This window comes from Alsobacter sp. (genome assembly GCF_059501845.1).
The window spans coordinates 80,081-104,808 of record NZ_JCACDK010000021.1; the positions used below are offsets into that span (position 1 = coordinate 80,081).

At 68.8% G+C, this 24,728-nt stretch carries 25 protein-coding genes; 9 read left to right on the forward strand and 16 right to left on the reverse strand.

Annotation, left to right across the window (positions count from 1 at the left end; translation table 11 throughout):
• Positions 1-9: 9 nt before the first annotated feature.
• Positions 10-1,245 (reverse strand): aspartate kinase, encoded by a 1,236-nt coding sequence (locus AC5JCN_RS25885; protein WP_495758027.1) that lies wholly within the window; start codon positions 1,243-1,245, stop codon positions 10-12.
• Between the two features lie 208 nt (positions 1,246-1,453).
• Here AC5JCN_RS25885 and ubiG point away from each other — a divergent pair, with 208 nt between their 5' ends.
• The gene (gene ubiG / locus AC5JCN_RS25890; protein WP_495758028.1) at positions 1,454-2,215 is read left to right on the forward strand and encodes a bifunctional 2-polyprenyl-6-hydroxyphenol methylase/3-demethylubiquinol 3-O-methyltransferase UbiG; all 762 of its coding nucleotides are present in this window, start codon (positions 1,454-1,456) and stop codon (positions 2,213-2,215) included.
• Between the two features lie 15 nt (positions 2,216-2,230).
• Here the strand turns inward: ubiG and AC5JCN_RS25895 are convergent, their stop codons facing one another.
• The gene (locus tag AC5JCN_RS25895; RefSeq protein WP_495758029.1) at positions 2,231-3,115 is read right to left on the reverse strand and encodes an arginase family protein; all 885 of its coding nucleotides are present in this window, start codon (positions 3,113-3,115) and stop codon (positions 2,231-2,233) included.
• Positions 3,116-3,844: 729 nt separating this feature from the next.
• On the opposite strand from AC5JCN_RS25895, the gene AC5JCN_RS25900 reads away from it, so the two are divergent.
• The 3 genes from AC5JCN_RS25900 to AC5JCN_RS25910 all read left to right on the forward strand — a co-directional run bounded on the left by AC5JCN_RS25900 (position 3,845) and on the right by AC5JCN_RS25910 (position 6,997).
• Positions 3,845-4,540: an NnrU family protein gene (locus AC5JCN_RS25900; protein ID WP_495758030.1), complete on the forward strand. Its 696-nt coding sequence runs from the start codon at positions 3,845-3,847 to the stop codon at positions 4,538-4,540.
• A 333-nt stretch (positions 4,541-4,873) separates the two neighbouring features.
• Positions 4,874-6,643 (forward strand): methyl-accepting chemotaxis protein, encoded by a 1,770-nt coding sequence (locus AC5JCN_RS25905; RefSeq protein ID WP_495758031.1) that lies wholly within the window; start codon positions 4,874-4,876, stop codon positions 6,641-6,643.
• A 108-nt stretch (positions 6,644-6,751) separates the two neighbouring features.
• The gene (locus AC5JCN_RS25910) at positions 6,752-6,997 is read left to right on the forward strand and encodes a PilZ domain-containing protein (protein WP_495758032.1); all 246 of its coding nucleotides are present in this window, start codon (positions 6,752-6,754) and stop codon (positions 6,995-6,997) included.
• Between the two features lie 61 nt (positions 6,998-7,058).
• On the opposite strand, the gene AC5JCN_RS25915 is transcribed toward AC5JCN_RS25910, so the two are convergent.
• Positions 7,059-7,265 carry a hypothetical protein gene (locus tag AC5JCN_RS25915; RefSeq protein ID WP_495758033.1) on the reverse strand — a complete coding sequence of 69 codons (207 nt, stop codon included), beginning with the start codon at positions 7,263-7,265 and terminating at the stop codon, positions 7,059-7,061.
• A gap of 93 nt (positions 7,266-7,358) precedes the next feature.
• Positions 7,359-7,538: a Flp family type IVb pilin gene (locus AC5JCN_RS25920; protein WP_495758034.1), complete on the reverse strand. Its 180-nt coding sequence runs from the start codon at positions 7,536-7,538 to the stop codon at positions 7,359-7,361.
• A gap of 290 nt (positions 7,539-7,828) precedes the next feature.
• Here AC5JCN_RS25920 and AC5JCN_RS25925 point away from each other — a divergent pair, with 290 nt between their 5' ends.
• Positions 7,829-8,239, forward strand: coding sequence for a DoxX family protein (locus tag AC5JCN_RS25925; RefSeq protein ID WP_495758035.1), 411 nt, complete (start codon positions 7,829-7,831; stop codon positions 8,237-8,239).
• Between the two features lie 89 nt (positions 8,240-8,328).
• On the opposite strand, the gene AC5JCN_RS25930 is transcribed toward AC5JCN_RS25925, so the two are convergent.
• The 3 genes from AC5JCN_RS25930 to AC5JCN_RS25940 form a co-directional block, all read right to left on the reverse strand.
• Positions 8,329-8,772 (reverse strand): hypothetical protein, encoded by a 444-nt coding sequence (locus AC5JCN_RS25930; RefSeq protein ID WP_495758036.1) that lies wholly within the window; start codon positions 8,770-8,772, stop codon positions 8,329-8,331.
• 82 nt (positions 8,773-8,854) lie between these two features.
• Entirely contained in the window at positions 8,855-9,232 is a 378-nt protein-coding gene (locus AC5JCN_RS25935; RefSeq protein ID WP_495758037.1) for a hypothetical protein, read from the reverse strand.
• A gap of 51 nt (positions 9,233-9,283) precedes the next feature.
• Positions 9,284-9,631: a hypothetical protein gene (locus tag AC5JCN_RS25940; protein WP_495758038.1), complete on the reverse strand. Its 348-nt coding sequence runs from the start codon at positions 9,629-9,631 to the stop codon at positions 9,284-9,286.
• Positions 9,632-9,875: 244 nt separating this feature from the next.
• Here AC5JCN_RS25940 and AC5JCN_RS25945 point away from each other — a divergent pair, with 244 nt between their 5' ends.
• Both AC5JCN_RS25945 and AC5JCN_RS25950 read left to right on the forward strand, forming a co-directional pair.
• Entirely contained in the window at positions 9,876-12,068 is a 2,193-nt protein-coding gene (locus tag AC5JCN_RS25945; protein ID WP_495758039.1) for a HAMP domain-containing methyl-accepting chemotaxis protein, read from the forward strand.
• 242 nt (positions 12,069-12,310) lie between these two features.
• A complete protein-coding gene (locus AC5JCN_RS25950) occupies positions 12,311-12,805 on the forward strand; it encodes a hypothetical protein (protein WP_495758040.1) in 495 nt (164 codons plus the stop codon).
• Between the two features lie 3 nt (positions 12,806-12,808).
• Here the strand turns inward: AC5JCN_RS25950 and AC5JCN_RS25955 are convergent, their stop codons facing one another.
• The 3 genes from AC5JCN_RS25955 to AC5JCN_RS25965 all read right to left on the reverse strand — a co-directional run bounded on the left by AC5JCN_RS25955 (position 12,809) and on the right by AC5JCN_RS25965 (position 18,177).
• The gene (locus AC5JCN_RS25955; RefSeq protein ID WP_495758041.1) at positions 12,809-13,378 is read right to left on the reverse strand and encodes an HNH endonuclease; all 570 of its coding nucleotides are present in this window, start codon (positions 13,376-13,378) and stop codon (positions 12,809-12,811) included.
• A gap of 265 nt (positions 13,379-13,643) precedes the next feature.
• Positions 13,644-16,259 carry an ATP-dependent chaperone ClpB gene (clpB, locus tag AC5JCN_RS25960; protein WP_495758042.1) on the reverse strand — a complete coding sequence of 872 codons (2,616 nt, stop codon included), beginning with the start codon at positions 16,257-16,259 and terminating at the stop codon, positions 13,644-13,646.
• A gap of 412 nt (positions 16,260-16,671) precedes the next feature.
• Positions 16,672-18,177, reverse strand: coding sequence for a CoA-acylating methylmalonate-semialdehyde dehydrogenase (locus AC5JCN_RS25965; protein WP_495758043.1), 1,506 nt, complete (start codon positions 18,175-18,177; stop codon positions 16,672-16,674).
• A gap of 69 nt (positions 18,178-18,246) precedes the next feature.
• Here AC5JCN_RS25965 and AC5JCN_RS25970 point away from each other — a divergent pair, with 69 nt between their 5' ends.
• On the forward strand, positions 18,247-19,173 hold the full coding sequence (locus AC5JCN_RS25970; protein ID WP_495758044.1) for a LysR family transcriptional regulator: 927 nt from the start codon (positions 18,247-18,249) through the stop codon (positions 19,171-19,173).
• Positions 19,174-19,315: 142 nt separating this feature from the next.
• Here the strand turns inward: AC5JCN_RS25970 and AC5JCN_RS25975 are convergent, their stop codons facing one another.
• The 4 genes from AC5JCN_RS25975 to AC5JCN_RS25990 all read right to left on the reverse strand — a co-directional run bounded on the left by AC5JCN_RS25975 (position 19,316) and on the right by AC5JCN_RS25990 (position 21,862).
• Positions 19,316-19,807: a DUF1178 family protein gene (locus tag AC5JCN_RS25975; protein ID WP_495758045.1), complete on the reverse strand. Its 492-nt coding sequence runs from the start codon at positions 19,805-19,807 to the stop codon at positions 19,316-19,318.
• Positions 19,804-20,667 carry a carbon-nitrogen hydrolase family protein gene (locus AC5JCN_RS25980; RefSeq protein WP_495758046.1) on the reverse strand — a complete coding sequence of 288 codons (864 nt, stop codon included), beginning with the start codon at positions 20,665-20,667 and terminating at the stop codon, positions 19,804-19,806. Before AC5JCN_RS25980 ends, AC5JCN_RS25975 begins: the two co-directional genes overlap by 4 nt.
• 2 nt (positions 20,668-20,669) lie before the next feature.
• Complete coding sequence (grxC, locus tag AC5JCN_RS25985; protein WP_495758047.1) at positions 20,670-20,924, reverse strand: glutaredoxin 3; 255 nt, start codon at positions 20,922-20,924, stop codon at positions 20,670-20,672.
• Positions 20,925-21,016: 92 nt separating this feature from the next.
• Positions 21,017-21,862, reverse strand: coding sequence for a ComF family protein (locus AC5JCN_RS25990; protein WP_495758048.1), 846 nt, complete (start codon positions 21,860-21,862; stop codon positions 21,017-21,019).
• Positions 21,863-21,988: 126 nt separating this feature from the next.
• Here AC5JCN_RS25990 and AC5JCN_RS25995 point away from each other — a divergent pair, with 126 nt between their 5' ends.
• A complete protein-coding gene (locus AC5JCN_RS25995; protein WP_495758049.1) occupies positions 21,989-22,897 on the forward strand; it encodes a methyltransferase domain-containing protein in 909 nt (302 codons plus the stop codon).
• On the opposite strand, the gene AC5JCN_RS26000 is transcribed toward AC5JCN_RS25995, so the two are convergent.
• Both AC5JCN_RS26000 and AC5JCN_RS26005 read right to left on the reverse strand, forming a co-directional pair.
• Complete coding sequence (locus AC5JCN_RS26000) at positions 22,894-23,805, reverse strand: lipid kinase (protein ID WP_495758050.1); 912 nt, start codon at positions 23,803-23,805, stop codon at positions 22,894-22,896. The two genes, AC5JCN_RS25995 and AC5JCN_RS26000, sit on opposite strands and share 4 nt — an antisense overlap.
• On the reverse strand, positions 23,802-24,626 hold the full coding sequence (locus AC5JCN_RS26005) for a phosphatase PAP2 family protein (protein WP_495758051.1): 825 nt from the start codon (positions 24,624-24,626) through the stop codon (positions 23,802-23,804). The genes AC5JCN_RS26000 and AC5JCN_RS26005 overlap by 4 nt, the downstream gene beginning before the upstream one ends.
• Positions 24,627-24,728 lie beyond the last annotated feature (102 nt).

Consider the following 24,728-nt stretch of genomic DNA (forward strand, 5'->3'; position numbering starts at 1 on the left):
AGCTCTCCGTCAGGCCTTGTCGAGCCCGTAGAGAGAATGCAGCGTACGCACCGCGAGTTCGGTGTAGGCGGAGTCGATCAGCACGGAGAACTTGATCTCCGATGTCGTGATCGCGCGAATGTTGATGCCCTTTCCAGCCAAGGCACCAAAGGCCTTGGCGGCGACGCCGGCATGACTGCGCATGCCGATCCCGATGGCGGAGACCTTCACCACGTCGGTCGTCCCGTGCAGCGAAGCGAAGCCGATGCCGTCACGCGACGTCTCGAGGATGGCGCGGGCACGGTCGAAATCGGCCGTCGGCACCGTAAACGTGATGTCGGTGGTCGTCGTGTCGTCGGACACGACCTGGATGATCATGTCGACGTTGATGTTGGCGTCGGCCAGCGGCATGAAGATCGCGGCGGCGACGCCAGGCTTGTCGGCCACCCGGCGGAGCGTGATCTGGGCCTCGTCCTTGGAATAGGCGAGGCCGGTGACGATCTGCTGTTCCACGATCTCCTCCTCGTCACAGATGAGCGTACCCGCCTGCGGGGCGGCCGGATCGTCGAAGGACGACCGGACGTAGGTCCTGACATTGTGAACCATGGCGAGCTCGACCGAGCGCACCTGGAGCACCTTGGCCCCGAGCGAGGCCATTTCAAGCATTTCCTCGTGCGCCACCTTGTCGAGCCGGCGAGCCTTGGACACGATGCGGGGATCGGTGGTGTAGACGCCGTCCACGTCGGTGTAGATGTCGCAGCGCTCGGCCCCGATGGCGGCCGCCACGGCGACGGCGCTCGTATCGGACCCGCCGCGCCCCAGAGTGGTGATCCGTCCGCTGTCGCCGTTGACGCCCTGGAAGCCCGAGATCACGGCCACCTCGCCGCGATCGAATGCGGCCATCAGCCGGGCGGGCTCGATGCCGGAGATACGCGCTGAGCCGTGCGCGTCGGAGGTGAGGATCGGGATCTGCCAGCCCTGCCAGGACCGGGCCGGGATCCCCATCGACTTCAGCACGATGGCGAGCAGCCCCGAGGTCACCTGCTCGCCCGAAGCGACGACCGTGTCGTACTCGGCAGGGTCGTAGAGCTCGGCGCTATCCCTGCACCACGCGACGAGCTCATTGGTCTTGCCCGACATGGCGGAGACGACGACGGCGACGTTGTAGCCGGCCTTCACCTCGCGCTCGACATGACGCGCGACGTTGCGGATGCGCTCGACTGTGGCGACCGACGTGCCGCCGAACTTCATCACCAGACGGGCCATGCGGATCGGCTTCTCCAAGCCGGTACGCGCGTCCGGCGCGCCCCGGTGGGGTCATGACGAATTGCCGCCTCGCGCTGCCTTGCATCGCAGCGGCGGCCGGTTGAAAAAGGCGCACACTCATGACGGCGGCGCTCGGCACTGTCAACCGGCGCAGGGGTGAAGGAGCGGCGGGCGAAATGCCCGGGCCGCGGCACGGAAAGGGATCGCCATGGCGGGCGCGAGCACGGTGGATGCGGGCGAGGTCGCCCGGTTCGACAGGATGGCGCGCACCTGGTGGGATCCGGACGGGCCAATGCGGACACTCCACCGCTTCAATCCCGTCCGCCTGACCTTCATCCGTGACGAGATGCTCGCCCATTTCGACCGGTCGCTCGCCGCGCCGAAGCCCTTCGAGGGCCTCGCCATGCTCGACGTAGGGTGCGGCGGCGGGCTGCTGTGCGAGCCGCTGGCGCGCCTCGGCGGCAGCGTCACCGGCATCGATCCCGCGCCCGGGAACGTCGAGGTCGCGGGCCGGCACGCGGCACGGTCCCGCCTTGCGATCGACTACCGCCAGGCTACGGTCGAGGAACTGGTGGCGGCGGGAGAGCGCTTCGACGTGGTGACGGCCATGGAGGTCGTCGAGCACGTTTCGGACGTCGGCCTGTTCGTCGAGGCGTGCTGCGCCGCCGTGAAGCCGGGCGGCCTCCTGTTCATGGCCACGATCAACCGGACCATGCGCTCCTTCGCGCTCGCCATCGTGGGTGCCGAATACGTGCTGGGCTGGCTGCCCCGGGGCACCCATCGCTGGGAGAAGTTCGTGACCCCGCGCGAGCTGGAGGAAGCGCTTGCCGCCGGCGGCTTTAGTGTGCGGGAGGAGGCGGGGGTAGTCTTCAACCCGCTCGCCTCGGAATGGCGCATGTCGTCCGACACCGCCGTGAACTACATGGTTTCGGCCACGCGCCGGACCCGCCGGCGCGCCCCGCGCGCCTGACCGGGCGGCAGGCGCTCAGTGGCGGGCGAGAGCGGCGAGCGCCGGCTCGATCGCCGATAGCAGGTCCGCGATCGCCTCGTCCTGCTCGTCGGGCTCGCAAGTCCCGTCAAACTCGGTGAGTTCCAGTCCCACCAGCTCGCTGCCGGCGACGATGGCCTCGGCGAGCTGGCGAAGCGCCGAGGGGTGCAGCCCGCCCGGCACCCGGTAGCGGGAGCCGGCGTGCACGGGATCGACCACGTCCGTGTCGACATGGAGCCAGACGGGCCGGCCTGCCACGGCCGAGACGACAGCCTCCACGTCGACGAAGCCACCGCGCCCCGCCACCATCCGGACGCCGCAGCGTTCGATGGCCTGGCGCTCGGGATCGCCGAGGTCCCGGGCGCCGACGATGACGAGGCGGTCCGGGGGCAGGCAGGCGCCCAGGCCCGACTCCCACAGCCCGCACAGCGCCGCCAGGACCATGCCCCCCAGCGATCCCGAAGGAGAACTCAGCGGGGTGTTGAAGTCACCATGCGCGTCGCACCACACCACGACGGCATCCGGCCGGCAGCGCATGGCGGCGGCGATCGTCGACAGGCTGGCGCCGCAGCGATTGGCGAAGACGGCGGGCCGGCGGCCCTGTTTCAAGATGCGCTCCACCTCCAACGTCGCGCTGTGCAGGAACGGCGTGGCGCGGTCGAGGCTCTCGCGCCATCCGGTTCGCGGCCCCGGACCGCCCTCCCCCAGCACGACGAAGGGCGCCGACAGCATCTGCGCCGCGCGTCCCGCGATCAGCGGGGCACCACATCGTCCCGCCGGCGCCGGGCCGTCGCAGATCCAGCCACTGAGCGCGAGCACGGAGACGAGGGTGGGATGGCCTGCGCCATAATGCGATGCAGGCGGAGCAAGGGGGATGGTCATGGCGATGATCCGGGAGCGAGAGAGAGTGCCGGCGGCCTCGCGCATGCCGTCGCGTCGCCGCGCTGGCTGCTCCCGAATGCGCCGGTGTTCATGGCTGCGACCCTGATCCCGTCCGAGGCCCGGCGATGTGCGTTTCGTTACGAAGCGGCCGGGCCCGCCGGGCCCACGCCCCCCGGACGCATGAAGCAAAGGCGGTCGGGATCGTGATCTCGCCGGACCACGCCGGCGGTCAGGCCAGGATGGCGGCGGCACCGAAGGGCAAGCCGAGCAGAAGAAAGGGTCGGAACCCGCAGGAGAGCAGCGGCGGACCGTCGTAGTTCATGCAGGCGGGGATGGGAGACATTGCAGCGCCTCCGGATTGGTCGCACGAGGCTAGGCCCGGTGCAGGCCGCCCTCTTTGTCCGGCGACAAACTGCCGGACGGTCCGTAGGGGCACGGATGGCGCGTGATACCGGTCCGCGTCGTACTGCGTTGAGCGTGGACAGCTTTCCCGCGCGGCAACTCCGGATGGCTGCAGTCAATGAACACGCGCATGGTGGCCGGCCATCGATGCATGACGTCGTCGACCAGCAGGCCGGCCGTGATTGCGGACATTGCAGGGCCTTCTTCGCCGGAAAACCACCCTGGGCAGCATCGGCGCCCCGTCTTTGCGCCCCGACAACTCCAGGCGTTGTGGGCTCTTGCCCGGGAGCAAAGACGCCGGCGCGCGCAAGCGGCACAATCTCCGGCATGACCACTTTCGTAACTGCGCTGGCGGCTTTCCTCGTTGCCCATCTGTTGCCCGCCGCACCGGCCGTCAGGGCACGGCTCGTGGCGGCGCTGGGGCGCCGCTCGTACCTCGCCCTCTACTCGCTGGTCTCCCTGGGACTGCTCGCGTGGGTGGTCCAGGCCGCACTTGCAGCAGACGGCACCACGCTGTGGGCGCCTACGGCATGGCAGTGGCTGGTTCCCATCCTCGCCATGCCGGTTGCCGGCTTCCTGCTGGTGGCCGGACTGATGGAGGCCAATCCGCTGTCCGTCAGCCTTCGTGGCGGCGAGGAACTCCCCGCCATCGCCTGCGTGACGCGGCATCCGGTCCTGTGGGGATTCCTGATCTGGGCCGCATCGCACGTTCCTGCCAATGGCCGGCTCGTCCCCGTGCTGCTGTTCGGCGCCATGGCGATCCTCTCGGCGGCCGGCTTCGTCCTGGTCGACAGGAAGGCACGCAAGCGGCTGGGCGAGGAGCGCTGGTACGCGCTGGCCAAAAGCAGCTCTACCCTCCCATTCGCGGCGTTGCTCGCAGGGCGGACCCGGTGCGGCAGCTGGAAGCCTCTCGCAACAGCAGCGGCGATCTCGCTCGCCCTCTACACTTGGTTTCTCTTGGCCGGTCACGCCTGGCTGATCGGGCCGGAACCGCTGGCTGGCCTGCGGGCCCTTTCGCGATAATCGGAAAAGAAGGGTGGGCCGCCGGTGTGCCAATCCGGGGGAGGTCTTCCCGCACTTCCGCCCGCGCAAGACAACGCGCTGCGCTGTCGTGTGATGTCGCGCCACCCGTCAATTCAGTATCAGCGAGCCGTACAACGCAGCCCGGCACCTGCATGTTATCTACTGCATGCTCTCCAACTGGGGAAGGAGATAGAGCAGTTCATCAACGAGTTCACACTATTTTACTGGATGATAATTTTCTGCGATCAAGAAAATGCAGATACGACAACTTAAGCATTCTCGACTCTAGTAACGACGTGGCTGATCCAGCTTCATCCCATCATGGATGTGCAAATGCTGTCGTTTTTCTCCTCCGGTTCCAACGGTGCTGGGGCGACCCTCGACGCGATCGGGAAATCGCAGGCCATCATCGAATTCTCCCCTGACGGTACGATCCTCACGGCCAACCAGTCGTTCCTCGACACAATGGGCTACACGCTGGCCGAGATCCGCAGGAAGCACCATTCGATGCTGGTCGAGCCGCACTATGCCGGCACCCAGGAATACTTGCAGTTCTGGGCCCGGCTGAAGCGCGGAGAGTTCGACCGGGGCCAGTACCGCCGCATCACCAAGGACGGCAAGGGCATCTGGCTTCAGGCGAGCTACAATCCCGTCCTCGACAAGGCCGGCAAGACCGTCAAGGTGGTGAAGGTCGCAGCCGACATCACCGCGCAGAAGTCCCAGCTGGCGGATTTCACCGGCAAGATCGCGGCGATCGACAAGGCACAGGCCGTCATCGAATTCGGCCTCGACGGTCGGATCCTCGATGCCAACCCCAACTTCCTGAAGGCGGTGGGCTACGAGCTCACCGAAGTCCGCGGTCAGCATCACTCGATGTTCGTGGATCCGGCCGAGCGCGACACGCCGGCCTACCGGCAGTTCTGGGAGCAGCTGCGCCGCGGCGAATTCGATGCCGGCCGCTACCGCAGGATTGGTAAGGGCGGCCGCGAGATCTGGCTGCAGGCAAGCTACAACCCCATCCTCGATGCCGACGGAAAGCCGGTGAAGGTGGTGAAGTTCGCCACCGACATCACCGAGCAGGTGAAGGCGAGCCAGATCCGCGACGTCGTGCGGTCCATCGCTGCGGTGGTCGAAGCGGCGCAAGCCAAGGACCTGACGCGCCGCGCCTCGGTGGATACGGAGGTGGAGGACGTGCGCCTCCTCGCCAACGGCGTGAACGCCTTGCTCGAGGAGATCTCCAGTGTCCTCGAGACGGTGCGCGGGGCGGCCGGCGAGTCACAGGCGGCCGCGTCGGAGATTGCCTCCGGAAGCCGCGACCTGGCCTCCCGCACGGAACAGCAGGCCTCCGCGCTGGAACAGTCAGCAGCCACCATCGAGCAGCTCTCCGCTTCGGTGAAGGCCAGCGCTCAATCCTCTCGCCAGGCGGTCGGAGATGCCGAGTCGGCCCGCGAGGTCGCGCATGAAGGCGGAGCCATCGTCGGCCGCGCCGTCGAGGCGATGGCCCGCATCGAGCAGGCCTCCGGAAAGATCGAGAACATCACCAGCGTCATCGAGGAGATCGCCTTCCAGACGAACCTCCTTGCCCTCAATGCCGCCGTCGAGGCGGCCAGGGCGGGCGATGCGGGCAAGGGCTTCGCCGTGGTTGCGGCCGAAGTCCGCACCCTCGCCCAGCGCTCGAGCGAGGCGGCCAAGGAGATCGGCACCCTCATCGCCACCTCCGGCAGCGAGGTGCGCGACGGCGTCGGCCTGGTCAGGCAGGCCGGCGACACGCTGCAGCGGATCGTCGGAGCCTCGCAGCGCGTCGCCTCGGCGGTCAGCGAGATCGCATCGGCCAGCACCGAGCAGGCGAGCGGCATCGACGAGATGAGCCATGCCATCTCCCATCTCGACGAGATGACGCAGCAGAACGCGGCCCTTTCCGAGGAGAGCTCCGCCTCCGCATCCGCGCTCGGCGAGCAGATCCAGGTGCTGGCCCGCCTCGTCGACAGCTTCGTCATCAGCGCGGCAGGGCCGTCGTCCAGCCGGGTGCAGGGACGCCAGGCTCCGTCGCGAGCCTCCGCCCCGGTGCCTGCAGCGCGGCGAGCCGCAGGCGGGAGCTGGTAGAGTTTCCGGTCACGCTGTCCGCAAGACGGCCCGTCCGCCGCATGAACCACCGTGCAGCGGGCGGGTTAAAGGCGTCCACGCCTTCACGGCTCCAGGCGCAGTACCCCGATGTCCGAGAATCGCGGCGAGATCCGCCGCAGAACACTGAAGTCCGGCAAGATTGTCTTCAACGGCGGTGCCTCCGTCATTGACTGCACGATCCGCGATCTCTCCCAGTCGGGTGCCAGGCTGCTGGTAGAGAGCGTCCTCGGCATCCCCGACCAATTCACGCTCGAGGCTATGGGCCGGGAGCCGCTGGCGTGCACCGTCGTATGGCGCCTGGCGTCGAGCGTCGGTGTCAGTTTCCTGGCGTGAGTCGCCTTGGACCAGCATCCGCCTCGCTCGAGAGGCGAACGATCCCCGGCAGCGGATCCGGCTAGGCTGCTGCCCAGCCGTCCGTGCCTGTCGCAGCGGCCTCACCGAGCACCTCGATGGACGCACGGTCGCGCAGCGGAAAAGGCAGTGCGGCGAGGACCATCAGCGCGCGGCCATACGTTCCGGCAAACACGGTGACGATCCGCCCCTGACCCAAGGCTGGCCTGAGGGACAGCACGGCCGGACGGTCGAGATCAACGGGAGCCATGTCTCCCTCCTGCTCTGGAAACGTGACCCGAAGTTTGGCCCACGTCGCTGGGCGAGCGCTGTGAAGCGTTTCACTCCGGGTCAGGCAGGACGGTCAGGGTGCGTTGGCGGTGTCGACGCCAGCCGAGACGTTGGAGAACGTCGCCTGCATCGCGTAGCGGATCGACCCGGTCGCGCCGATCACCACGCCGGCGATGATGGCCGCGAAGAGCGCGTACTCCACGGCGGTGGCGCCGCCGTTGGCCTTGACGAAACGCCCCAGGATACGACGCATAAATCCTCCATGGAGGTATACTGCCATGATCAAGTTAAATGGATACACTCGTCGCGCGGGTTTCGATTCAGTAAGTTAACCATCCGTTAACACTTGGCTGGCGGTGCGCAGCGCAGGTGCCATACTCGATCCGGTCGTCCTCCCGTCTTCCTCTGCGGATCGGCGATCCCACGCGCCGGCGGTCGCCCTCCCGAGTGGCCGCCGGTGCGCCCAGCGCAGCCGCCGGGAACCCGGGGACGGGCCTGAGCGTCACCGTATAGACGTGGCCTCCGCCACTCCGGGACATATCCATGCCTTCGACACTCGCCGCCAACGCACCGCGCATGCTCTCCGTACTGCGCATCGTCACCGCCCTCATCTTCCTCCTGCACGGCGCGCAGAAGCTGCTGGGATTTCCGCCGTCGGAAAACATGCCCGCCTTCCTGTCCTTCATGTGGATCGGCGGGTTTCTCGAGCTCGCGGGCGGCCTGCTGCTGCTGGTGGGCTTGTTTACCCGCGCAGCGGCCTTCGTCGTGGCAGGTGAAATGGCAGTGGCATACTGGATGTTTCACGCCCCGAAGAACGTGTTTCCCACCCTGAACGGCGGCGATGCCGCCATTCTCTACTGCTTCGTCTTCCTGTATTTCGTCTTTGCGGGGCCTGGCCCGTGGAGCATCGACGCGCTGTGGCGGCGGGCCGAGAACGTTCCTCCCCGCGGATAGACACGGGCAACCCGGCATGGTGCTGGCCGTGCCGGGCCGCAGGCAATCGGAGATGCTGAAGTCCCCTTCGGGGGGCGGACCTCACCGCGTCAGAGCGGCTTGCCGTCTTCCGGCTCCCGCATGATGTCCTTGAAGCGGCGCAGGAAGCGCTCCATCAGCGTCAGCGCGCGGTCGATGTCCTGGTCGCTGGGCGCGGCAGACGGGGGCGGGACGGCCGCCGCGGGAGGCGGAGCGGTTCCGCCGGCTGCGGCGAGCCGGTTCCTGAGATCGGCGTTCTCGCGTGAGAGACGGTCGATTTCGTCCTGCAGCGCGTTGCGCTCGTCAGGCACGAGCGTACACCGGAATGCAGCACCCTCGCGCTCGCAATGGGTGACGGCACCCGTGCGGCTGTCGAGCTTCAGATAGCCGTCGGCCGTCGTCGACATGGAGTAGCGGCCATTGGCGTCCTGCGCGGCGGCGGCGCCGAGCCCCAGCGCCAGGGCAGCCGTCGCCGGCAGAAAACGCGAGCGGATCAGACGGGCGACTGCAAGCATGGCGTCCTCCACGGCTTTGCCGCCGCCCTCGCGGGCAGCGGCCCAAGCCGTCGGTCAATAATGCGACGTTTCCGTGGCCCGCTCAGTTGCAGACCCGCACGCGGCGAAAGCCGACGACCTCGCCCCAATTGTCGTAGACCGGCTGGCGCTCTCGCCAGCACTGCTGCACGACGACCGGCGCCTCGTAGCTGTCGTAGGGCGCCGCACCGTAATTGTAGCGGGCCGGGACGCCGCCATAGGCGGGGTAGGCGGGGTACGAAGGGTAGTCGTAGGCCGGCGCAGCGTAGCCGCGATTGGCGCCGACCAGCGCCCCACCCAGGAGGGCGCCGGCGGCGAGGCCTCCGAACAGGGCAGCGTTGCGGCCGTCCCGGGCCTGCGCCTCTCCGGCTGCGCCGATAGCGAACGTACCAAGGGTGAGTGCGGCAGCAAGGGCGGCGGCGATCTTGCGAGGAGTGTTCATGATGCGATCCTCTCGAGGGTCGGTGATTGGTGGAAAGGTGGGCTCGGCGTGTCAGTACCAGCCGCCATCGTCCCAGCCGCGGTGGCGGTACATGGCGCGGCGGCGCTCCTGCTCGCGGCGGATTTCCTCCTCCCGCCAGCGCCAGGCCTGCTCTTCGCGCCAGCGATGGCGCCAGCCCCAGTCCTCGCCCCGCGGCCGGCCCCAGCGGTAGGGCGGCGGCGGAGGGGGCGGGCCCCAGCCCCAGCCGTCCCAGTCGGCCAGCTGGACAGTGACGGGATGCTCCAGGGCGGCGGGGGATGCCGCCGGAGAGGCGTGTGCAGCCGCGACGGGGGCAAGCAGGGCGGCCGCTACGAGGACAGGGCGGAGAAGGCGGAAGACGGGGGAGTGATCGAGGGTCATGGATCTGATTCCGGTACTCCGGCGGGTCACCCCGCCATGACCAGCACCCTAGAGGGCTGCGGCTGAATGCAACGTGGCTCCCTTGTTCACTCGCTATTCAGCCTCCCGGCGACCCGGCCAAGCTAATTTAACCCGGGGAACCCCGGCTTCACTGCGACTTAAGCGATTGGCGCTAGCAATCAGCGATATGCGCGGCCGCCCCCCCTCCCGCGCCCCCCTTCTGACGCGCTCGCACGAGAAGTTCATGCTCAAGCTCAGCCTCCGAAACACGCTGCTCGCCCTCTACGCCGTGATCGCTGCCGGCATGCTGGCCGCGGTGGCTGGCTCCTATCTCGGCCTGCAGTCCGTCCAGTCGCGGCTCGAGATGCTCACCCACGAGAATCTCCGGTCCGTCCAACTGGTGAACGGGATGATCGCCGGCGCCAACAAGGTGCGGAGCATCACCAACGAGCATGCCGACGCCGAGACGCTGAAGCAGCGCATCGCGCTCGAGAAGGTTCTCGAGGAAACCGAGACCCACGTCGATCAGCTGACGGCCGAATACGAGCCCTTCGCCGAGGCCGAGGAGGACGCAGACTCGCTCAAGACCTTCAAGGCGTTCTGGCCCGACCTCGTCGACACCGCCGAGAAGCACATGGCAGCGGTGAAGGCCGGCCAGACCGGGCAGGCCTCCGACCTCCGCAAGGCCCTCGGCCAGACGGCAGGAGGCATCGAGACCGCGCTGGGCGCCATTGCGGAAAAGGCCGCCACCGACGCCGATGCGAGCGCCGCCGCCGCACAGGCGACGGAGCGGCGCGCCGTGATGATCGTGCTCGGTTTCGGGCTCCTCAACCTCCTTGTCATCGCCGGCGCGGCTTTGATCATCGTCAACCGGCTCTCCCGGCCGATGGCGGAGACCACCCGGGCGATGACGCGCCTCGCCGCCGGCGAGCTCGCAACCGAGGTGCCACACGCCGGCCGCGCCGACGAGATCGGCGAGATCGCGGCCGCGGTGCAGGTGTTCAAGGAAAACGCGCTGCGCGTGAAGGCGCTCGAGGAGGAGGAGAAGCGTGCCGCCGCAGAGCGCGTGCGGCGGGCCGACGCGATGGCGGCTATCGTCCGCGACGTCTCCGGCGTGGTGAGCAAGGCTGCCGCCGGCGACTTCTCGGCACGGGTCGCGTCCGACACGAAGGAGCCGGAGCTTCGCGAGCTCGTCGACGGGATCAACACCATCAACGAGGCCGTGGACAGCGCGACCACCGAGTTCGCCGACATCCTGAGCAGCGTGGCCGAAGGCGACCTGACGCGGACCGTGAAGACCGCTTACCAGGGCCGGTTCCTCGAGCTGAAGACGGCTTTGAACGCGACCATCGAGCATCTGGCCGAGGCGGTGACGACGCTGCAGGCGACGGCCTTCGACGTGTCCGGCGCCGCCCGGGAGATCAACACGGGCTCGCAGGACCTGGCGCGGAGAACCGAGCAGCAGGCGTCAGCTCTGGAGGAAACGGCCGCGACGACGGAAGAGCTCGCCGCCTCCGTGAAGTCGGCGGCGCAGGCCTCTCGCCAGGCGGTCCACTTCGCCGAGGAAGCCAGCAAGGTGGCCGAGGACGGCGGCCAGACGGTGGGCTCGGCGGTCGACGCGATGTCGCGGATCGAACAGGCCAGCCAGAAGATCTCGGACATCACCTCGGTGATCGACGAAATCGCCTTCCAGACCAACCTGCTTGCCCTCAATGCGGCCGTGGAGGCCGCCCGTGCCGGCGACGCAGGCAAAGGCTTCGCCGTCGTGGCGGCCGAGGTCCGCACCCTCGCGCAGCGGTCCTCCGAGGCGGCGAAGGACATCGGCGCCCTCATCTCCACCTCCAACCAGCAGGTCGGGGACGGTGTGAAGCTGGTCCACCTCGCCGGCGAGACTCTGGGCCGCATCGTCGAGGCGTCCCGAAAGGTGGCCGAGACCGTCACGGAGATCTCCTCCGCGACGACCCAGCAGGCCAACGGCATCGACGAGATGAGCCAGGCCATCGCCCACATGGACGGCATGACCCAGCAGAATGCCGGGCTGGCCGAGGAGAGCGCCGCCTCGGCGGGACTGCTGTCGGATCAGATCGACCGCCTCAACGGCCTCGTCGGCCAGTTCCGCACCGACCGCAAGGTCGCGGTGGGCTACCAGCCCGCCCGCACGGCAGTGACGATCGAACAGCCCCGCGCGGCCGCCCCTTCGCGGGCGCCGGCCTCACCCGCCAAGCCCGTCAAGCGCCCTGCAAAGCCGCGCCAGGCCGCGCCCGTGCCGGTCACGCCCGATACGCCGATGCCGGCGGTCGGCATCGCCGAGCCGGAGCGGCTGCGCCGCATGGCGGCGGAAGCCTTCGCCAAGCCGAAGCCGGCCAGCCCTCCCCCGTCGCCGAAGGCCGCGAAGACCGCGGGCGGCGCCGACATGGGCGGGTGGGAAGAGTTCTGAGTTCGTCAGGCACCGGCGGGACGGCCGAGATCCCGGTCGTCGGACCAGCCGAACAGGCGAACGAAGATGGTCGCGACGATGGCGGCAAGGGCAATGTCGAACAGCATGGTTTCCCTCCTTCTCCTCGTCGAGAGGTGGGAAGCCACGCTTACCGGCGCCTTGAGCGTTCATGACTCTTTGTTCATCCGCCTTGGCGCCGTGTTTACCCCGCGCGCCGATGCTGGCGGTGGAGGCTACCGGCCATGACACGCGACCCCGACCTGCGAACCACCGACCTGCGGATGCCCTTCATCCTGGTGCTCCTGCTGGCTCTCTGCGCGGGTGGCGGCTCCGCCTCGGCCGACGGAACCTACGCGCCGCGCCAGCCGCAGGACGTCTTCATCGACCAGCCACCCACGCCGACCGGCCAGCAGGCCGGGTCCGGGCGGCAGGATTGCCCGGACCCAGGATCCTGGGGCGTCGTGGACGGCCCGGCGCCTCCACCCGGCAGGCCGCTGGTGGCTCAGGGCTGGGACGGCTGCGCCGACCTGCCGGGCCGCGGCCCGCGTCCCAACATCAATGTCGAGGTCATGATCGACCCCACCCAGAACGGCAATGGCCAGAACGGCGACGGTCTGGACAATGGCGGCATGGGTGACGTGACGGGCCAGACCGTGCCCCGTCGCCTCGGACGTCCCTGGCAGGGCGGCGGCTTCATGCGCGGAGGCGGCGGCTCGCCGGGCGGCTTCGTCCGCTGAGCCTCAGGGCTCCAGCTCGGTATCCCAGTAGAGGTAGTCGAGCCAGGAATCGTGCAGGTAGTTCGGCGGGAAGAGCCGCCCATTGTGATGCAGGTCGTGCACCGTGGGGGCGAACGGCTTCTGCGCCGGCCACATCTCGACATCGCGCGGCAGCCTGTCACCCTTGCGCAGATTGCAGGGGGAACACGCGGCCACGACGTTCTCCCACGTCGTCTGCCCGCCCTTCGACCGGGGAATCACATGGTCGAAGGTGAGGTCCTCCCGCGACCCGCAATACTGGCAGGTGAAGCGATCGCGCAGGAACACGTTGAAGCGCGTGAAGGCGGGATGCCGCGCCGGCTTCACGTAAGATTTGAGGCAGACCACCGAGGGCAGCCGCATCTCGAAACTGGGGCTGCGCACCATCGTGTCGTAGTGCGAGACGATGTTCACCCGATCGAGAAAGACCGCCTTGATCGCATCCTGCCAGCTCCACAGCGACAGGGGATAATAGCTCAGGGGTCTGTAGTCCGCATTGAGCACCAGGGCCGGACAGGCGTCCGGGACCACGGGCTGGTGGACGTGGATCGTCACCGAGACCGCCTCCTGACCACGACACTCCCGTCCGGACGTCTGGAACCCACGAGCGCATCCGCCCGCACGGGACGAGCGGCACGAATCCGCCCGCAGGAATAGTCTATAGGGGTCGTGACGCCGTTGTGAAGCCGTCCGAGCGCGACAAGAGGCGCCGAGGGAGGCGCAGCACACATCTTCGGGCCCCGCATGGGGTCACATGCGCGTCAAAGGGGCTCCGGCCAGGCCGGGCGCCCTCCCCCGAAGGAGAGGGCGCCGCGCTCGTTCAATTCAACCGGACGCCCTTGGGCGCCGCTTCGGGCGCCACCACGACGTTGCCGATGCGCAGGCCTTCCTCGCCGGCGCTGACGGGGACGGTGTCGCCGTCGCGGATCTGGCCGGAGAGGATCAGCTCGGCCAGCGGGTCCTGAACGCTCTTCTGGATGACGCGCTTCAGCGGCCTTGCCCCGTAGGCGGGGTCGTAGCCCTTCTGCGCCAGCCAGTCGCGGGCGCTCGGATCCAGCTCCAGCACGAGCTTGCGCTCGTCCAGCAGCTTCTGCAGGCGGGACAGCTGGATGTCGACGATCGACCCCATCTGGTTCTTCTGCAGCCGGTGGAAGAGGATGATCTCGTCCACGCGGTTCAGGAACTCCGGCCGGAAGTGCGACCGCACCACCGCCATCACTTCCTCGCGCACCGCGTCCGTGTCCTCGCCCTCGCGCTGGTTGACGAGGAATTCCGACCCGAGGTTCGAGGTCATGATGATCAGCGTGTTGCGGAAGTCGACCGTCCGCCCCTGCCCGTCGGTGAGCCGCCCGTCGTCGAGAACCTGCAGCAGGACGTTGAACACGTCCGGATGCGCCTTCTCGATCTCGTCGAACAGCACGACCTGGTAGGGCCGCCGCCGCACCGCCTCGGTGAGCGCCCCGCCCTCTTCGTAGCCGACATAGCCGGGAGGCGCGCCGATCAGCCGGGCGACGGAGTGCTTCTCCATGTATTCCGACATGTCGATACGCACCATCGCGGTCTCGTCGTCGAACATGAAGGACGCCAGCGCCTTGGTGAGCTCGGTCTTGCCGACGCCCGTGGGCCCGAGGAACATGAACGAGCCGATCGGCCGGTTCGGATCCTGCAGCCCGGCCCGAGCGCGCCTGACCGCGGTCGACACCGCCGCCACCGCCTCGGCCTGGCCGACGACGCGCTTCGCAAGCTGCTCCTCCATGCGCAGGAGCTTCTCCTTCTCGCCCTCGAGCATCTTGTCGACCGGCACGCCGGTCCAGCGCGAGACGACCTGCGCCACGTCGTTGGCCGTGACGGCCTCGGCGACGAGCGCGGTGTTCTCGCTGCCCTCGACGTCCTTCAGCCGCTTCTCGAGATCGGGGATGACGCCGTAGGCGAGTTCCCCTGCGCGCTGGTACTCGCCCTTGCGCTGGGCATTGGCGAGGTCGGTGCGGGCCTGCTCGAGCTGCTCCTTGATCTTCTGGGCGCTGCCGAGCTTTTCCTTCTCCGCCTTCCAGCGGGCGGTGAGCGCGTCCGACTTCTCCTCGATCTGCGCGAGTTCGCCCATCAGGCGGGCCAGGCGGTCCCTGGACGCCGTGTCGCTCTCCTTCTTCAGCGCCTCCTGCTCGATGCGAAGCTGGACGATTCGCCGGTCGAGCTCGTCGAGCTCCTCCGGCTTGGAGTCCACCTGCATGCGCAGCCGCGACGCAGCCTCGTCGACGAGGTCGATGGCCTTGTCCGGCAGGAAGCGGTCGGTGATGTAGCGGTTGGACAGCGTCGCCGCCGCCACGATGGCGCCGTCGGTGATGCGCACGCCGTGGTGCAACTCGTACTTCTCCTTGAGCCCGCGCAGGATCGACACCGTGTCCTCCACGGTGGGCTCGCTGACGAAGACGGGCTGGAAGCGGCGGGCCAGCGCGGCGTCCTTCTCGACGTGCTTGCGGTACTCGTTGAGCGTGGTGGCGCCGACGCAGTGCAGCTCGCCGCGGGCGAGCGCGGGCTTCAGCAGGTTGGAGGCGTCCATCGCCCCGTCCGCCTTGCCGGCACCGACCAGCGTGTGCATCTCGTCGATGAACAGGATGATGCCGCCCTCGGCCGAGGTCACCTCGTTCAGGACGGACTTCAGCCGCTCCTCGAACTCGCCGCGATACTTCGCGCCGGCGATGAGCGAGCCCATGTCGAGGGCGAGCAGCTGCTTGTCCTTGAGGCTCTCCGGCACGTCGCCATTGACGATGCGCAGCGCAAGCCCTTCTGCGATGGCGGTCTTGCCGACGCCGGGCTCGCCGATCAGGACCGGGTTGTTCTTGGTCCGCCGCGACAGGACCTGGATGGTGCGGCGGATTTCCTCGTCGCGGCCGATGACCGGGTCAAGCTTGCCCTCGCGCGCCGCCTGGGTGAGGTCGCGGGCATACTTCTTCAGCGCCTCATAGGAGTTCTCCGCCGAGGCGTTGTCGGCGGTGCGGCCCTTGCGCAGCTCGTTGATGGCAGTGTTCAGCGCCTGCGGCGTCACGCCGGCCTGCGCCAGAATACGCCCGCCCTCGCTGTCCTTCTCGGTGGCGATGGCCAGCAGCAGGCGCTCGACCGTGACATAGCTGTCGCCGGCCTTCTGGGCGATCTTCTGGGCGCTGTCGAACAGGCGCACGAGGTCGCGCGTCGGCTGCGGGTTGGCGGCCGCGCCGGATACCTTGGGCAGCTTGGCGAGTGCCGCGTCGACGCCGCGCAGCGCCGCGCGGGGATCGCCGCCGGCGCGCTGGATCAGCCCCGCGCACAGCCCCTCATTGTCGTCGAGCAGCGCCTTGAGCAGGTGCTCGGAAGTGAGCTGCGGATGGCCGTCGCGCATCGCGATGGTCTGCGCCGCCTGCACGAACCCCTTGGCGCGGTCGGTGTATTTCTCGAAATCCATATGGTCCTCCTTCGGCCGCGCCGATCGGCCGCCCCCGAAAGGCACGGCCCTGCGCTCCGTCTCGCGGTCCCCTGCCGAGGCGTCCCGCTCTCCCTAGATAGTGTGGCTCTTTTGCCACGAAAGGGGTCAGCTGCGGGAAAGCGGCGCTCCGGCTGGCCGGGCGAGGCAGCCATGACGATAGCGCGGGGGTGAGGACAAAACGAGAGGGCGCGAGCATTGGACCGCGGGTCTTCAGACCCGCATCGATGCTTCGTCGCGCGAACGGCGCGTCTGAAGACGCGCGGTCCGGAAGAGCCTTGTCATCCCCGGCCGGAGGCACGACGGGCCGGAGGGGAAAGAGATCCAGGGGCCGCACGCGGCCAGCCCTGGATCCCCTTCCCGGCCCGTCGGGCCGCCGGGGATGACGATCGGTTCAGCGCATCGTGGGGATGACGAACTCGGCGCCATCCTTGATGCCGGAGGGCCAGCGGGCCGTGACGGTCTTGGTCTTGGTGTAGAACCGGAAGGCGTCGGGGCCGTGCTGGTTGAGGTCACCGAAGCCCGAGCGCTTCCAGCCGCCGAACGTGTAGTAGGCGATCGGAACCGGGATCGGCACATTGACGCCGACCATTCCGACCTGGACGCGCGAGGCGAAGTCGCGGGCCGCATCGCCGTCGCGGGTGAAGATAGCGACGCCGTTGCCGTATTCGTGCTCGTTGGCGAGCCGGATGGCCTCGTCGTAGCGCTCGGTCCGCACCACGGAGAGGACCGGTCCGAAGATCTCCTCCTTGTAGATGCGCATGTCGGGCGTCACGTTGTCGAACAGGCAGCCGCCCATGTAGAAGCCGTTCTCATAGCCCTGCATGCTGAAGCCGCGGCCGTCGACCTTCAGCGTCGCGCCTTCCGTCACGCCGAGGTCGACATAGGCCTTCACCTTGTCGAGATGCGCCTTGGTCACCATCGGGCCGAAATCGGCGGAGGAGTCCGTCGAAGGGCCGACCTTCAGGTTCTCCACGCGCGGCATCAGCTTTTCCACCAGCCTGTCGGCGGTCGTCTTGCCGACGGGTACCGCGACGGAGATGGCCATGCAGCGCTCGCCGGCCGAGCCGTAGCCGGCGCCGATGAGCGCGTCGACGGCCTGGTCCATGTCGGCGTCCGGCATGATGATCATGTGGTTCTTGGCGCCGCCGAAGCACTGCACGCGCTTACCCGCCGCACAGCCCCGCGTGTAGACGTACTCGGCGATCGGGGTAGAGCCGACGAAGCCCACCGCCTTGATGTCGGGATCATCGAGGATGGCGTCGACCGCCTCCTTGTCGCCGTTGACGACGTTGAGGACGCCGGGCGGCAGGCCCGCCTCGAGGAAGAGCTCGGCGATGCGCAGCGGCACGCCGGGGTCACGCTCGGACGGCTTGAGGATGAAGGCGTTGCCGCAGGCGAGCGCCGGGGCGCATTTCCACAGCGGGATCATGGCGGGGAAGTTGAACGGCGTGATGCCGGCGACGACGCCGAGCGGCTGGCGCATCGAGTAGACGTCGATGCCGGGACCGGCGCCGTCGGTGAACTCGCCCTTCAGGAGGTGCGGCGCGCCGATGCAGAACTCGACGACCTCGAGCCCGCGCTGGATGTCGCCCTTGGCGTCGGCGATGGTCTTGCCGTGCTCGCGGGCGAGGATCTCGGCCAGGCTGTCATACTCGCGGTTCACGAGCTCGAGGAACTTCATCATCACGCGGGCGCGGCGCTGGGGATTGGTCGCCGCCCAGGCCGGCTGCGCGGCCATGGCGTTCTCGACCGCGGCGCGGACCTCTTCCTTCGACGCGAGCGGCACACGCGAGGCGATCTCGCCGGTCATGGGCCAGTAGGCGTCGGTGAAGCGGCCCGACGTGCCGGCGACATGCTTGCCGCCGATGAAATGCGTGAGTTCCCTTGGCCCGGCCATCGCGTCCTCCACTGCTGTCTTCTGGTGCGGTGTGATGGATCATGACTTTCCGCATAGCAACAGCGTAGAATGCTCAACCGCTGTGCGGGAATTCATGGACCAATGTCAGGCGCTCCGGACTGGGACCTCGCCCGCGTCTTCCTCGCCGTTGCGCGCGCAGGCCAACTGCTCGGCGCCGCGCGGCAGCTCGGGCTCGATCATGCGACGGTGAGCCGCCGCGTCAATGCGCTGGAGGCGGCCCTGGGCGTGAAACTTCTGGATCGGCGCACGACCGGGGTCGTGCCGACGTCGGCCGGCGAGGCGTTCCTCGCCACGGCCGAGCGCATGGAATCCGAGATGCTGCAGGCCCAGGCGGCGCTGTCCGGCCTCGACGTGGCGGTGGGCGGCGAGGTGCGCATCGGCGCGCCCGACGGCTTCGGCACGTTCGTGCTGGCGCGCAACCTCGCCGAGTTCGTGGAGCAGCACCCCGCCCTGACGGTGCAACTCGTTCCCCTGCCCCGCGCCTTCTCCCTCGCCAAGCGGGAGGCGGACATCGCCATCACCATCGAGCCGCCGGTGGAAGGAAGGCTCACCGTCCGAAAGCTCACCGACTACCGGCTCAGCCTCTACGCCTCGCGCGGCTGGCTGGAGCGGCACGGGCCGATCGAGAGCCCGGCCCGGCTCGCCGAGTGCCGTATCGTCACCTATGTGCGCGACCTGCTCTTCACCGACGCGCTCGACTACCTCGGCGAGATGCGCATCGAGCCGCGCCTGCGCTTCGAATGCGCCGGCATCCTCGGGCAGATCGAGGCGGTGCGGGCTGGAGCGGGCGTCGGCGTGCTGCACGACTATGCCGCCCGGCTCTATCCCGACCTCGTCCCGATCCTGCCGGAGCTCTCGGTCAGGCGCTCCTACTGGATCGTCGTCCACGACGACGTGCGCGGTCTCGCCCGCGTTCGCGCCGCTCACGACGTCATTGTGGCGCTGGTGGAAGCCAGGCGGCGGGACTTTCTCTGACCTGCAAGCCGCCCCGCCCGTCGTTGCGAGGAGCGAAGCGACGAAGCAATCCAGAACGGTGCCAGACAAGTCGAACTGACCTGGATTGCTTCGCTTCGCTCGCAAGGACGAAGTTCTTCAGACGCAGTGATACTGGACCGGCTCAGTTCCGCTCGTCGGGAAGCGCCGGGAGCGGGAAGGCGTCGATGCCTTCCTCGTGCAGGGCCCGGGCCTCGTCCGCCGTGGCCTCCCCATAGATGGCGCGGAACTCGCTGATGCCCTCGTGCATGGCGCGCGCTTCCTCGGCGAAGCGCGGGCCGACGTTCTCGGCCTTCTCCGTCACCATGCGGCGGAACTCGCGGATCATCTCGCGGAAGGCCCGCTCGCGCTCGGAAATCAGCGCCACGGGTCCTGCGGGCACGGGGGCTGGCGGCGAGGCCGCCTGCTCCTGCTCCGGCTGCGGGTCGGGCCGGGCGACGATGTCGCGGTCGGTCCGGGCCACGGCGGGTGCCATGATCTGCTTCTCGACCTTCACCGAGCCGCAGACCGGGCAGCCGACAAGGCCGAGGCTTGCCTGCTCGTCATAGGAGGCGCTGTTGCGGAACCAGGAGTCGAATGTGTGCCCGGCCTCGCAACGCAGGTCGTAGCGGATCATTCAGCCGCCTCCGAGGCGCGGCCCGCGAGGCTGACCGTAAAGGGCTTCCCGTGCCGCAGCGAGGGCACGCGACCTCGCGCGGCAACGGACTCGGCCGGATCGATGGTCGCCATCACGAGCCCGGGCTCTTCGCCGGCCTCGGCCAGAACCCGGCCCCAGGGATCCACGATGATCGAGTGGCCATAGGTCTCGCGGCCGTCCTCATGCACGCCGCCCTGCGCGGCGGAGATCATGAAGGCGCCGTTCTCGATGGCCCGCGCGCGCTGGAGCACCTGCCAGTGCGCCTCGCCGGTCTGCCGGGTGAAGCAGGCCGGAGCCGAAAGGACGTTGGCTCCACCTTCCGCCAGAGCCCTGTAGAGCTGCGGGAACCGGACGTCGTAGCAGATGGTGACGCCCAGCCGGGCGCCGGGCACGTCGACCAGAACCGCGATGTCGCCGCCCGTATAGGTCCGCGATTCCCGCCACGTCTCGCCATTGGGCAGATCCACGTCGAAGAGATGGATTTTGTCGTAGGTCGCGGCGATTTCGCCTTCGGGATTGACGACGAACGCCCGGTTGGCGGCCTTGCCGTCGGCACGGAGAATGGCGAGCGAGCCGATGTGGAGCGTCACCCCAAGCTCGCGTGCCAGCTCCCGGAAGGACGCGAGCGACGGATCGCGCTGCTCCGGCGCGATCACCCGGAACAGGCGTTCGCGATCGCGGTCGAGGATGTTGGTCATCTCCGGCGTCTGCACGAAGCTTGCGCCGGCCGCCGCTGCCTCGCGGATGAGCGCGGCAGCCTGATCGACATTGGACGCGGGGTCGCGCCCGGAGCGCATCTGCACGCCGGCGGCGATGAACGGGCGCGCGCTCTCGGGCATCGTCAGGCCGCCAGCAGGGGATCGAGCCCGCCAGCCTTCTCGAGTGCGTAGAGGTCATCGCAGCCGCCGACATGGCGGTCGCCGATGAAGATCTGCGGAACCGTCCTGCGGCCGCCGGCGCGCTGGGCCATCGCGGCCTGCTTCTCGCCGTTGGAGACGTCGATCTCATCGAAGGCGGCGCCCTTCTGGCGCAGCAACTCCTTGGCGGCGTCGCAATAGGGGCACCACGACTTGGTGTAGATGGTGATGGCGGGCATGGGAAAGACAACCTCTGGCGGTCCATGTGACCGTTTCACTACGAGATATAGGATGCCACGCCGCGGCATCAAACCGGAAGCTGTACCGCGCCTTACGGAGCGTGTGCGACGACGGCAAAAAGCAGCAGGTCCACCTGCGCGGCGCCCCCACGGATGAGCGCGCGCGCCGCGGCGTTGCCGGTCGACCCGGTCGTCATCACGTCGTCGACCAGCACCACGCGGCGCCCTTTCAGCGCGGGGCGGGCCTCCGGCGGCACGCGAAACACGCCCTGCAGGTTGCGGGCGCGCTCGGCCCTTGTGAGGCCCACCTGGCTGCGGGTCGCGCGGCCGCGCAGGAGCACGTCGTGCCAGACGGGGAGGTTGCTCTCCCGCCCGACGGCCGCCGCCAGCGCTCCAGCCTGGTTGAACCGCCGCCGCCACAGCCGCCAGCGGTGCAGCGGCACCGGGACGAGTGCGTCGGTCGCGTTCAGCACCTCGGCACCCGCGCGCGCCATCCACCGCCCCATCGACGGCGCGAGGTCCAGCCGGTCGCCGTATTTGAGCCGGTGGACGAGGATGCGTGCCGTTCCCTCGAAGCGAGCCACCGCCCGGGCCCGGGCGAAGACGGGAGGCTCGGCAATGGCAGCAGGCGAGAGAAGTGTGCCTCCGATGTCGAGGGCGAAGGGTGTACCCAGCCGTTCGCAATAGGGCCGGTCAATCACGGGCATGGCCTGCCAGCAGGCCGGGCAGAGACCGCCGGGTGCGCCGGTGAGCACCGGGCAGGCGAGGCAGGCAGGCGGGTACAGAAGTCCCGTCACCGCGTCGCCGGCGCGCCTTGCCGCCGCAACGGCCCGATCGCGCCAGCCGGTCCGGCTTGTGACTGCCGGCTGATGGGCCGTGTCCGTCAAGGACACAGCCTCGGGCCACCAGACATCCTCGGCATGGGAGGGCACGGACATGGCCCCATGCTAAGGCAGGCTGGACCGATGCTTCACCACGCGTTTGGCGAGCAGAACCGAACCCCCGGCCGCTGCGGCTTTGACTGTCCGCCCGCCGCGCGCCATATGCGGCGGCCTGGAGAGACGATGAGCGGCCCACATCCAATTTTCGACCGCGACCTCGCCGTGCGCAGGCTGCTGCGGGCGGTCCGCGCCGGACCGGCCGAATTCCTCGTCGAGCGCGCGGCCGACGACCTCGCAGACCGGCTGGACACGGTGTTGCGCGACTTCCCCGTGGCGCTCGACCTTTCAACGCCCACACCCCATGCGGCCCGCGTGCTGGAGGCCCAGCGACGGGTGGGCCAGGTGGTCACGGCGGTTTCCAACGCCGCACTGGCGGCCGGCCGGCCAGGCCTCGCCCTCGTCGCCGACCCCGAGAGGCTGCCGCTCGCTCCCGCCAGCATCGACCTCGCGGTCTCGCTTCTGGCGCTGCATACGGCGAACGACCTGCCGGGCGTTCTCGTGCAGATCCGCAGGGCGCTGCGGCCTGACGGGCTGTTGCTGGCGTGCCTGCCGGGGGGCTCGACCCTCACCGAGTTGCGGCAGGCCCTCGCCATTGCCGAGAGCGAGGTCGAGGGTGGGGTGAGCCCGCGTGTGTTTCCTTTCGCCGATGTCAGGGACATGGGCGCACTGCTGCAGCGCGCCGGCTTTGCCCTGCCCGTGACCGACGTCGACTCGGTGGTCGTGCGCTACGCCGACCCGCTGCGCCTGATGCGCGACCTGCGCGCCATGGGTGCCACGAACGTGCTCATCGATCGCCGCCGCACCCCGCTGCGGCGAGACACGCTGCTGCGATCCTTCGAGGTCTATGCCGAGCGCTTTTCGGATCAGGACGGGCGCATCCGCGCCACGTTCGAGCTCGTCTGGGTGTCGGGCTGGGCGCCGCATGAAAGCCAGCAGAAGCCGCTCCGGCCAGGCTCGGCCAAGGCTCGGCTGGCCGATGCACTCGGGGTGCCCGAGCGTCCGGCCGGCGACACGCCGGAGGGCCGAGACTAGCTCGCGGCAGCCTGCGGCGCGGGGGCGAACACCTCCAGCGCGGCGGGCCGGATGCCGAAGCGGGCCGGCGTGGAGGTGCGGATCTCGCCGTCGACATTCACAGGCCGCGGCCGGCTGGTGTGGATTTCAAATGCCTTGGCACGCGCCGAGCGCACCTCCTGGAAGGCGTGGTGGTCGCCGCTGCGCAAGGCGGGAGCCAGCAGGAACAGCCGCCACAGGCGTTCCGTCTCCAGGCTGAAGAGGTCGAGCAGACCGTCTTCGATGCTGGCGTCGGTGGCCACGGTCAGCCCGCCCCCGAAATGGCGCCCGTTGCCGACCCCGATCTGCAGCGTCCGCACCCGCACGCGCTCATCCGGCGTCTGGATCACCGCGCCGAAGGTGCGGGCCTTGAACAGCACGGCGAAGGAGGTGAGCACGTAACCCAACGTCCCGAACCTTCGCTTCGTCTCTGTCGTCAGCTGCTGGGCCAGTTCGACGCTGATGCCGAGGCTCGCCACGTTGAGGAACGGAATATCATTGACCGTTCCGACGTCGACACGCCGCCGCAGACCGGCGGCGATCACGTCCGCAGCACCCTCCAGTTCGAGCGGCACGCCGATGGTGCGGGCGAAATCGTTTCCGGTCCCCATTGGAAGAACGCCGAGCGGCAATCCTGTGTCGAGCGCCGACGCAACCGCCGCGGAGACCGTCCCGTCTCCTCCGCCGACGACGAGCGCGTCGGCCTCGCCGGCATGCGCCACGACGAAGTCGTGCAGGCCGGAAGGGTCGTCGGAATAGGTGTGGGCGATGCCGATGCCCGCCGCGTCCAGCCTCTCCAGCACGGGATCGATCGATGTTTCCCCCGCCCTCGCCTTCCGGTTGAGCACGAGGAGAAGGCGTCGCGGAGGCATGCGGGAAAGAGCGTTCACGGGCGCGGCTGTCCTTGGGTGGCAGGGGTCGTGCCGGTGCGATCTGCCGATGGCGGATCTGTCAGGGCGTGAACTCCGCCGTAACCGCCAGGTTCCATGCCGGGCGCCTCCTGCATGTCGCTGGGCTCCTGCGCCGCAGGCTCCACCTGGCCCCTGCTCTGCAGCGCCCGCGCCGCGAGCCAGCACAGCACGGCCCAGGCCGAGCCGGCCGACCAGCCGGCCAGGACGTCCGTCGGCCAGTGCACCCCGAGGAAGATGCGGCTGAAGCCCACCAGCAGCGTCAGCATCACGGCGACCGAGACGATGTAGACCTTCAGCCTCCGGCGCGGCGACGTGCGCGCGAGCAGGACGCCGATGGTGAGGAAGGTGACGGCCGACATCATGGCGTGACCGCTGGGAAAGCTCAGCGTCCTCACGTCGACGAGATGCGCCACGAGGTCCGGGCGGGGCCGGTCGAAGGCCACTTTCAGCACCTGGCCGACCAGCGTGCCCCCGGCAACCGAGGTGACGAGGAGGCCGGCCGCCGCACGTTTGTTGTCGAGCACGAGATAAAGCGCCGACAGCACGGTCACGAGCGTCAGCACGGTGAAGCCGCCGAGCGACGTGATGTCGGTCATCGAGAGGGTGAGCCATTCCGGCCCGATGGGCTTGGCGGGGTCCCCCACCTGCCGCAAGGCGAGGAGGATGGCGGTGTCGAAGGCGTGCGTCTCGCCCTCTCGTATCTCGTCGGCAAGGCTGATGAACGCGAAGAGGCCGCCGGCCACCACCATGAGGCCCAGCACGAAGCCGAGTTCGAGCCGGATGACGGGCAGCCTGCGCATGGGAACTCCTCAGTCCTGGACGGCATATGGCGACCTGCCGCCGCAGCGGGAACCCCCGTCGGTGCGGTTCCGTTGCTCTCAGCCGCAGCGCGTGCTGCCGCG

Coding starts and splice junctions, on each gene's coding strand:
- AC5JCN_RS25885 (WP_495758027.1), bottom strand. CDS start 1,245: ATGGCCCGTCTGGTGATGAAGTTCGGCGGCACGTCGGTCGCCACAGTC.
- ubiG (WP_495758028.1), top strand. CDS start 1,454: ATGGCGGGCGCGAGCACGGTGGATGCGGGCGAGGTCGCCCGGTTCGAC.
- AC5JCN_RS25895 (WP_495758029.1), bottom strand. CDS start 3,115: ATGACCATCCCCCTTGCTCCGCCTGCATCGCATTATGGCGCAGGCCAT.
- AC5JCN_RS25900 (WP_495758030.1), top strand. CDS start 3,845: ATGACCACTTTCGTAACTGCGCTGGCGGCTTTCCTCGTTGCCCATCTG.
- AC5JCN_RS25905 (WP_495758031.1), top strand. CDS start 4,874: ATGCTGTCGTTTTTCTCCTCCGGTTCCAACGGTGCTGGGGCGACCCTC.
- AC5JCN_RS25910 (WP_495758032.1), top strand. CDS start 6,752: ATGTCCGAGAATCGCGGCGAGATCCGCCGCAGAACACTGAAGTCCGGC.
- AC5JCN_RS25915 (WP_495758033.1), bottom strand. CDS start 7,265: ATGGCTCCCGTTGATCTCGACCGTCCGGCCGTGCTGTCCCTCAGGCCA.
- AC5JCN_RS25920 (WP_495758034.1), bottom strand. CDS start 7,538: ATGCGTCGTATCCTGGGGCGTTTCGTCAAGGCCAACGGCGGCGCCACC.
- AC5JCN_RS25925 (WP_495758035.1), top strand. CDS start 7,829: ATGCCTTCGACACTCGCCGCCAACGCACCGCGCATGCTCTCCGTACTG.
- AC5JCN_RS25930 (WP_495758036.1), bottom strand. CDS start 8,772: ATGCTTGCAGTCGCCCGTCTGATCCGCTCGCGTTTTCTGCCGGCGACG.
- AC5JCN_RS25935 (WP_495758037.1), bottom strand. CDS start 9,232: ATGAACACTCCTCGCAAGATCGCCGCCGCCCTTGCTGCCGCACTCACC.
- AC5JCN_RS25940 (WP_495758038.1), bottom strand. CDS start 9,631: ATGACCCTCGATCACTCCCCCGTCTTCCGCCTTCTCCGCCCTGTCCTC.
- AC5JCN_RS25945 (WP_495758039.1), top strand. CDS start 9,876: ATGCTCAAGCTCAGCCTCCGAAACACGCTGCTCGCCCTCTACGCCGTG.
- AC5JCN_RS25950 (WP_495758040.1), top strand. CDS start 12,311: ATGACACGCGACCCCGACCTGCGAACCACCGACCTGCGGATGCCCTTC.
- clpB (WP_495758042.1), bottom strand. CDS start 16,259: ATGGATTTCGAGAAATACACCGACCGCGCCAAGGGGTTCGTGCAGGCG.
- AC5JCN_RS25965 (WP_495758043.1), bottom strand. CDS start 18,177: ATGGCCGGGCCAAGGGAACTCACGCATTTCATCGGCGGCAAGCATGTC.
- AC5JCN_RS25970 (WP_495758044.1), top strand. CDS start 18,247: ATGCTCAACCGCTGTGCGGGAATTCATGGACCAATGTCAGGCGCTCCG.
- AC5JCN_RS25975 (WP_495758045.1), bottom strand. CDS start 19,807: ATGATCCGCTACGACCTGCGTTGCGAGGCCGGGCACACATTCGACTCC.
- AC5JCN_RS25980 (WP_495758046.1), bottom strand. CDS start 20,667: ATGCCCGAGAGCGCGCGCCCGTTCATCGCCGCCGGCGTGCAGATGCGC.
- grxC (WP_495758047.1), bottom strand. CDS start 20,924: ATGCCCGCCATCACCATCTACACCAAGTCGTGGTGCCCCTATTGCGAC.
- AC5JCN_RS25990 (WP_495758048.1), bottom strand. CDS start 21,862: ATGTCCGTGCCCTCCCATGCCGAGGATGTCTGGTGGCCCGAGGCTGTG.
- AC5JCN_RS25995 (WP_495758049.1), top strand. CDS start 21,989: ATGAGCGGCCCACATCCAATTTTCGACCGCGACCTCGCCGTGCGCAGG.
- AC5JCN_RS26005 (WP_495758051.1), bottom strand. CDS start 24,626: ATGCGCAGGCTGCCCGTCATCCGGCTCGAACTCGGCTTCGTGCTGGGC.